Below are 6,431 nucleotides of genomic sequence, written 5' to 3'. Positions count from 1 at the left end.
GGCTCGCGGCGGCCGAGGGGACCGGGTGGCGGTCGGCGAGCGGAACGACCGGCGGGAGGTCGGTCTCGCCCAACACCACGTGGCGTACGACCCGTTCGGCGGCGCGGCCGTCGTCGTAGGGGCAGAAGCGCTCGCGGAACGCGGTGCGCAGCTGGGTCGAGCGGGAGCCGCGCCAGTGGTCGGTCGCGAAGATGTCGATCAGTTCGTCCTCGCTGCGCGCGACGGCGCCCGGGGGGAAGGCGCGCAGGTCGAAGTAGGTGCCGCGGGCCGCCTCGTAGGCCTCCCAGTCGTCGGCGTGGATGACGATCGGGCGGTCGAGGTTGGCGTAGTCGAACATCAGGGACGAGTAGTCGGTGAGCAGCGCGTCCGAGGCCAGGCAGAGCGATTCGACGCTGGGGTGGTCGGTGACGTCGATGATCCGGCCGGACGCGGCGGCTGCGAGGGGGCCCTCGTGCCAGTAGTGGGCGCGGGCCAGTACGACGAAGCGCGGGCCGAGGCGGCGCAGTACGCGGTCGAGGTCGAGGTGGGCGCGCTGGACGCGGCGGTAGTCGCGGTGGGTCGGGGCGTAGAGGAGGGCGATCGCGTCCTGCGGGATGCCGAGCGACTCGCGCAGCCGGTGCACGTCGGCCGAAGTCGCCTGCTGGAACACGTCGTTGCGGGGGTAGCCGTAGGCGAGCGTGGTGTAGCTGCCGGGGTAGACCCGTTCCCAGGTCAGGGTGGTGTGGCGGTTGGGGGACAGGACGTGGTCCCACTTGTCGACGCCCTTGAGGAGTTCGCCGAAGTCCATGTCCCGTGCTGCCGCCGGGCGTTCCTGGAGGTCGAGGCCCATGTGCTTGAGGGGGGTGCCGTGTTGGGTCTGGATCATGACCTGGCCGGGGCGCTTGACCAGCCGGCGGTCGAAGTTGACGTTGTTGACCAGGTACTTGGAGCGGGCCAGCGCGGTCCAGTAGGAGGCGGTGTTCGGGCGCAGCCTGCGGGTGGCGGCCGGGATCGTGTGGTGGTGCTCGGGGCGGGCGACCCACGCGGTGCGGATGTGCGGGGCGTGGGTGCGGAACGCGGTCTCCAGCGCGCCCGGGTTGCAGCTGTGGCCGCGGCCCCAGTAGGCGGCGAACACCGCGCGATCCCTTAGCGGGAGCCGGAGTTGGACGCGGTAGTGGAGCTGGAGAACGGCCGCCCTGAGCGTGCGGAGGGCCTTCGCGGTGAGCTTGACCGCGCTGCGGCGCCAGCTCATCGCCCGCTGCACGGCCCGGAACGTGCGGTGGACGCCGAAGTGGACGAGCGTGTGGCGCATCCGGGTGCGCACCGGGACCGTGGTGCCGGGGATGCGGTAACGGCGGTAGTGGGCACGGGCGTTGCGCAGGAACTCGGCGCGGGTGCCGCGCGGCAGCCGGTCCGGCTTGGTGAACACTGTCGCGAGGTGGTCGACCATGCGGCGGAACAACACCGGCCGCCACTGCGCGAGTTCGGGGCGCGCGTCGACGAACGCGAAGACCCGGTCGTACTGGTCGAAGACGTCGAAGTGCTTACGGCTGGTGGTGCCGAGGATGTTGCCCTGGCGGCGCTGGCGGTAGTGGACGCAGACCCGGTCGAGGGTCGCGATCGTCTCCGCGGCCATCAGCACCGGGTAGGTCCACGGGGTGTCCTCGTAGTAGCCGGGCGGGAAGGCGAAGCCCTGGCGCTCGACGAACTCCCGGCGGTACGCCTTGTTCCAGGCGACCATGATGACCCGGAGGAGCCCGGGGCGGTCTTCCAGCCGGAAGGGGGCCGGGCCCTGTTCGGTCAACTGGGCGGCGACCTTGTTGCGTTGGGTCTCGCCCGACCAGAAGGTGCGGGCGTAGTCGAAGACCAGGACGTCCGGCTCGCCGGTCTCCTTGATGCGGTCGGCGATCGAGCGCAGCGCGTCCGGCGTGAGCGTGTCGTCGCTGTCGAGGAAGACCAGATAGTCGCCGGTCGCCTGTTCCAGACCGGCGTTGCGGGCGCGGCCGAGGCCTTGGTTCTCGGGAAGGTGGACGGCGCGTACGCGGGCGTCGCGGGCCGCGAACTCGTCGATGATCGCGCCGCAGGCGTCCGGCGAGCAGTCGTCGACCGCGATCAACTCCAGATCGGGATACGACTGGGAGAGCACCGATTCCAGGCATTCGTGCAGGTACGCCTGGACCTTGTACGCGGGGACAATGACACTGAACCTGGGCAAGGGACATCCATGGGTCGGTCGGCGCGGGCGTTCTGCCCGGGAACGGCCGATGGAGTGACTTGGTTACGCCGCGTACGGCATACGGGGGACCCCCTGGTGAACGGGAAGAGGCGGGCCGGTGACGGCCCGCCTCCCGAAATGCGCCTGCTTTGTTGCTATTTGTGGGCTATTTGACCGCGCCCGCCATCACGCCGGACACGAACTGCCGCTGGAACGCGAAGAACACGGCCAGCGGGATCACCATGGAGATGAACGCACCGGGTGCCAGTACGTCGATGTTGTTGCCGAACTGGCGTACCTGGGTCTGCAGTGCGACCGTGATCGGCTGGGTGCTGGACTTGGTGAACACCAGCGCGACCAGCATGTCGTTCCACACCCACAGGAACTGGAAGATGCCCAGGCTCGCGATCGCGGGCCCGCCGAGCGGCATCACGACCCGCGCGAACAGGCGCAGTTCACCGGCTCCGTCGAGGCGGGCCGCCTCCAGGAGTTCGCGCGGGATCTCCGCGAAGAAGTTCCGCAGCAGGAACACCGCGAACGGCAGCCCGTACCCCACATGGAACAGGATCACCCCGAAGATGGTCCCGAACAGGCCGATCTTGCCGAAGAGTTCGGCGATCGGGATCAGCGCCACCTGCACCGGCACGACCAACAGGCTGACCACGCCCAGGAACCACCAGTCGCGGCCCGGGAACTCCATCCACGCGAACGCGTAACCCGCGAGCGCGCCGATCACCACGACCAGGATCGTCGCCGGGACGGTGATCAGGACGGTGTTCCACAGCGAGTTGGTGATGTCGCTGTTCTCCAGCAGCGTCTTGTAGCTGTGGAAGGTGAGTTGGGAGGGCTGGCTGAAGACCTTCCACCAGCCGCTCGCGTTCATGTCCTCCGGGCTGCGCAGTGACGACAGCAGCAGCCCGATCGTCGGCACCAGCCAGAACAGGCCGACGAGGATCAGGAACACCCGGACCAGACCCCCGCTCGCCGCCGCCGCGAGCCGCCCGCCGAGCGACTCCCGCGCCTTGACGACCTCAACAGGCCCTGTGTTTCCCAGAGTTCCGGCATCCGTGGTCATCGCCGCACCTCCCGCCTGAGCCGGCGCACATTGAAGAGCATCACCGGAATCACCAGCAGCAGAAGGAACACCGAGATGGCGCTGGCGATCCCCGGCTGGTCCTCCGAGAAGCCCTTCCGGTACAGCTCCAGGGCCAGCACGTTCGCGTCGTCCTGCGAGGAGCCCGGGGCGATGATGAAGACCAGGTCGAAGATCTTCAGCACGTTGATCATCAGCGTGACGGCGACGACCGCGAGCACCGGCGCCAGCAACGGCACCGTGACCCGCCGGAACACCTGCCACTCGTTGGCGCCGTCGACCCGCGCCGCCTCCAGCAACTCCCGTGGGACACCCGCGAGTCCGGCCGCGATCAGCACCATCGCGAACCCGGCCCACATCCACACGTACGACCCGATGATGGCGGGCGTGACGAGCGACGGGCCGAGCCACTCCACACCGTTGTACGGCGCCTTGAAGTTGCTTGCCGGGAGCCGGAGTTGGGCCCCGTCGGCCTTGGCGGGCAGCGTGAAGGTGCCGTCGCCCGCGGCCTTGGTCGAGGCGACCACCTTGCCGTCCTTGACGGCCTCGACGCGCATCCCGCCGTAGCCGAGTTCGGACGGGTCGACCGCGCCGAGCTTGCCGACGCCCTTGCCGCGGGTGAAGTCCTGCCAGGTCGTGCCGGTGATCTTCCCCGGCTCGGCCTTCGCGGCTGCGGCCTTCTTCGCGCTGTCGGGCATCTGGTCGGGGGCGACACCGACCAGCGGGAGTGTGATCGTCTGGCCGGTGTGGACCGTCGTACTGGTGATGAAGCCGCCGTGGTCCGCCTTCAGCGGGGACTGGCGGCCCGGGTGGGCGTTGGGGAACGCCGACGACGAGACGAACGTGTCGTGGATGCCGACCCAGACCGCGTTGGCGACACCCTTGTGCGGGTCCTGGTCATAGACGAGGCGGAAGATGATGCCGGCGGCCAGCATCGAGATCGCCATCGGCATGAAGACGACCAGCTTGAACGCCGTTCCCCAGCGCACCCGTTCGGTCAGCACCGCGAAGATCAGGCCGAGGGCGGTGGCGACCGTCGGCGCGAAGATCACCCAGATGACGTTGTTCTTCAGGGCGGTGCGGATGCCGTCGTCGGTGAACAGGGCCTTGTAGTTGTCGAATCCGGCGAAACCGTCGCCGGCCTGGTTGCCGAAGCTGCGGATCAGCGAGTACCCGATCGGGTAGACCACGAGCGCGCCGAGCAGCACCAGGGCGGGCAGCAGGAACAGCACTGCCACGGTCCTGCGGGTGCCGGTCACGCTCTTGCGACCGCGGGGAGGGACGGGGGCCCCGGGGGCCTCCGCCGCTGCCGATGCCATCGCCGGATCAGCTCCCGCTCGCGTACGCCGCCGCCGCGTCCTTCTCCAACTGCGCCTGCGTGCCCGCGATGTCCGTCGGGTTCTTCAGGAAGTCCTGGAGATCCTTCCACTCGCCCTTGCCGGGCGTACCGCCGAAGGACTGCGGGGCCTGGTCGGACATGTCGAAGCGGAAGTCGTCACCGGCCGCGATGAGCGCCTTGGCGATGGTCTGCTGCACCGGGTTCGGGTACGCCGAGTTCGGCACGTTCTTGTTCGGGGAGAGGTAGCCGCCGAGTTTCGCCTGGATCGTCGCCGCGTCCGGGGAGGCGAGGAAAGTCGCCAGCGCCTGGGCCGCCTTGGAGTCCTTCAGGATGACGGCCGCGTCGCCGCCCGAGACCACGGGCGAGCTGGAGCCCACCGCCGGGAACGGGAACACCTTCGCGTCGGTACCGACCTTCGCCTTCGTCTCCTGGATGTTGACCTGCGCGAAGTCACCCTCGTAGACCATCGCGCCCTTGGGCTGGTCGCCGCCGGTGAAGGTCTGCGTCACCGAGGCGGGGAACTCCGTCTGCAGCGCGCCGCTCTGGCCGCCCGCGATATAGGCCTTCTTGCCCCAGATCTGCGCGAGCGTGGTGAGGGCCTCCTTCACGGAGGGGTCCGTCCACTTGATCTTGTGCTGGGCCAGCGCGTCGTACTTCTCCGGGCCCGCCTGCGAGAGATAGACGTTCTCGAACCAGTCCGTCAGCGGCCAGCCGTCCGCGCCGGCGATGTTGAACGGGGTGACCCCGGAGTCGTAGATGGTCTGCGCGGTCGTCAGCAACTCCTGCCAGGTCTTGGGCTCCTTGGCGCCCGCGTTCGCGAAGACCTTGGCGTTGTACCAGATCAGCGACTTGTTGGCGGCCTTGTAGTACACGCCGTACTGCTTGCCGCCGACCTTGCCGATGTCCTGCCAGCCCTGCGAGTAGTTCTTCTGCAACTCCTTGAGCGCCTCGGGCCCAAGAGGCTTGGCCCACTTCTTGTCGACGGCCTGCTTGATGGCGCCGGGCTGCGGCAGCATCGCGACGTCCGGCGGCTGCCCGCCCGCGACCTTCGAGCCGAGGAAGTTGATGATCGGGTCCTGGGCGGGCACGAAGGTGACCTTGGCGCCGGTGCGCTTCTCGAACTCGGCGAGGACCTTCTTGAAGTTCTTCTGCTCGTCACCGGTCCAGACGGCGGCCACTTCGAGGCTCTCGCCGTTCAGCTTGGGGAGGGTGACCGTGCCCGTGCTCTCCGAAGGGGTGCTGGATTTGCCGCTGTCGCTCTTGTTGTCGCTGCCTCCACAGGCGGTGAGCGAGAGCGCCAGTGCTCCCGCGGCGACAACTGCCGCTGTGCGTACGGTGGTGCGTGTCCGGTTTGTGCTGCTCGTGCTGCGCATCACTGCCCCGTTCTTCGTTCCTCGTCGAACGCTCGAACGCTTCCGTGCGCACTGGTCTACGCCCGGTACTTGAACGCGGCAAGATGGCGTCCGCTGTCAAGTACGGGATCGTGATTGTGTCGTGACGTGGGGTTGTGTGGGCAACCTGTGAACGATCAGAGGAGCGACGGCACCTCCGCCGCCGACACCGAACGCGTCGCCCTCTCCAGCGCGCTGGCCAGGAGCGCCAAGTCCGTTGGCCCGTTGCCCAGTTCGCGGACCGGACGGCGGGCCGGGGGGTCGCCCATGCGCTGCCACTCCAGCGGGACGACCGTGGGGCGGAGCGTCGCCGTGCGCGGGATACGGCCTGTGACGCGACCGCCCTGGAAAGGGGTGCTCCGGCCGTCCGGGAGGGTCAGGCGACCGCGGCCGGGCGCCGGTTCGTCCGGGCCC

Annotated in this window: 4 protein-coding genes and 1 pseudogene; all 5 read right to left on the bottom strand. The window is 68.9% G+C overall.

The window, feature by feature from the left end:
- The coding region (locus R6V09_RS42835) for a bifunctional glycosyltransferase/CDP-glycerol:glycerophosphate glycerophosphotransferase (protein ID WP_317886893.1) at positions 1-2,194 on the bottom strand (2,194 nt) is incomplete at its 3' end.
- Between the two features lie 166 nt (positions 2,195-2,360).
- The gene (locus R6V09_RS42830; RefSeq protein WP_317886892.1) at positions 2,361-3,269 is read right to left on the bottom strand and encodes a carbohydrate ABC transporter permease; all 909 of its coding nucleotides are present in this window, start codon (positions 3,267-3,269) and stop codon (positions 2,361-2,363) included.
- Positions 3,266-4,606 (bottom strand): carbohydrate ABC transporter permease, encoded by a 1,341-nt coding sequence (locus R6V09_RS42825; RefSeq protein ID WP_317886891.1) that lies wholly within the window; start codon positions 4,604-4,606, stop codon positions 3,266-3,268. Before R6V09_RS42825 ends, R6V09_RS42830 begins: the two co-directional genes overlap by 4 nt.
- Before the next feature lie 7 nt (positions 4,607-4,613).
- Positions 4,614-5,999, bottom strand: coding sequence for an ABC transporter substrate-binding protein (locus tag R6V09_RS42820; RefSeq protein ID WP_317886890.1), 1,386 nt, complete (start codon positions 5,997-5,999; stop codon positions 4,614-4,616).
- A gap of 155 nt (positions 6,000-6,154) precedes the next feature.
- Positions 6,155-6,431: pseudogene (locus R6V09_RS42815) on the bottom strand (FtsK/SpoIIIE domain-containing protein); the annotation flags it as partial.

The sequence above is a fragment of the Streptomyces sp. W16 genome (assembly GCF_033194735.1).
In the GTDB taxonomy this organism is placed as follows: Bacteria; Actinomycetota; Actinomycetes; order Streptomycetales; family Streptomycetaceae; genus Streptomyces.
The sequence above is the reverse complement of the archived record's forward strand: the minus strand, read 5'-3'. Positions and strand labels throughout refer to the sequence as shown.

Excerpts from the sequence above, each read along its gene's own strand:
- R6V09_RS42825 (WP_317886891.1), bottom strand. The coding sequence starts at position 4,606 with ATGGCATCGGCAGCGGCGGAGGCCCCCGGGGCCCCCGTCCCTCCCCGC.
- R6V09_RS42830 (WP_317886892.1), bottom strand. The coding sequence starts at position 3,269 with ATGACCACGGATGCCGGAACTCTGGGAAACACAGGGCCTGTTGAGGTC.
- R6V09_RS42820 (WP_317886890.1), bottom strand. The coding sequence starts at position 5,999 with ATGCGCAGCACGAGCAGCACAAACCGGACACGCACCACCGTACGCACA.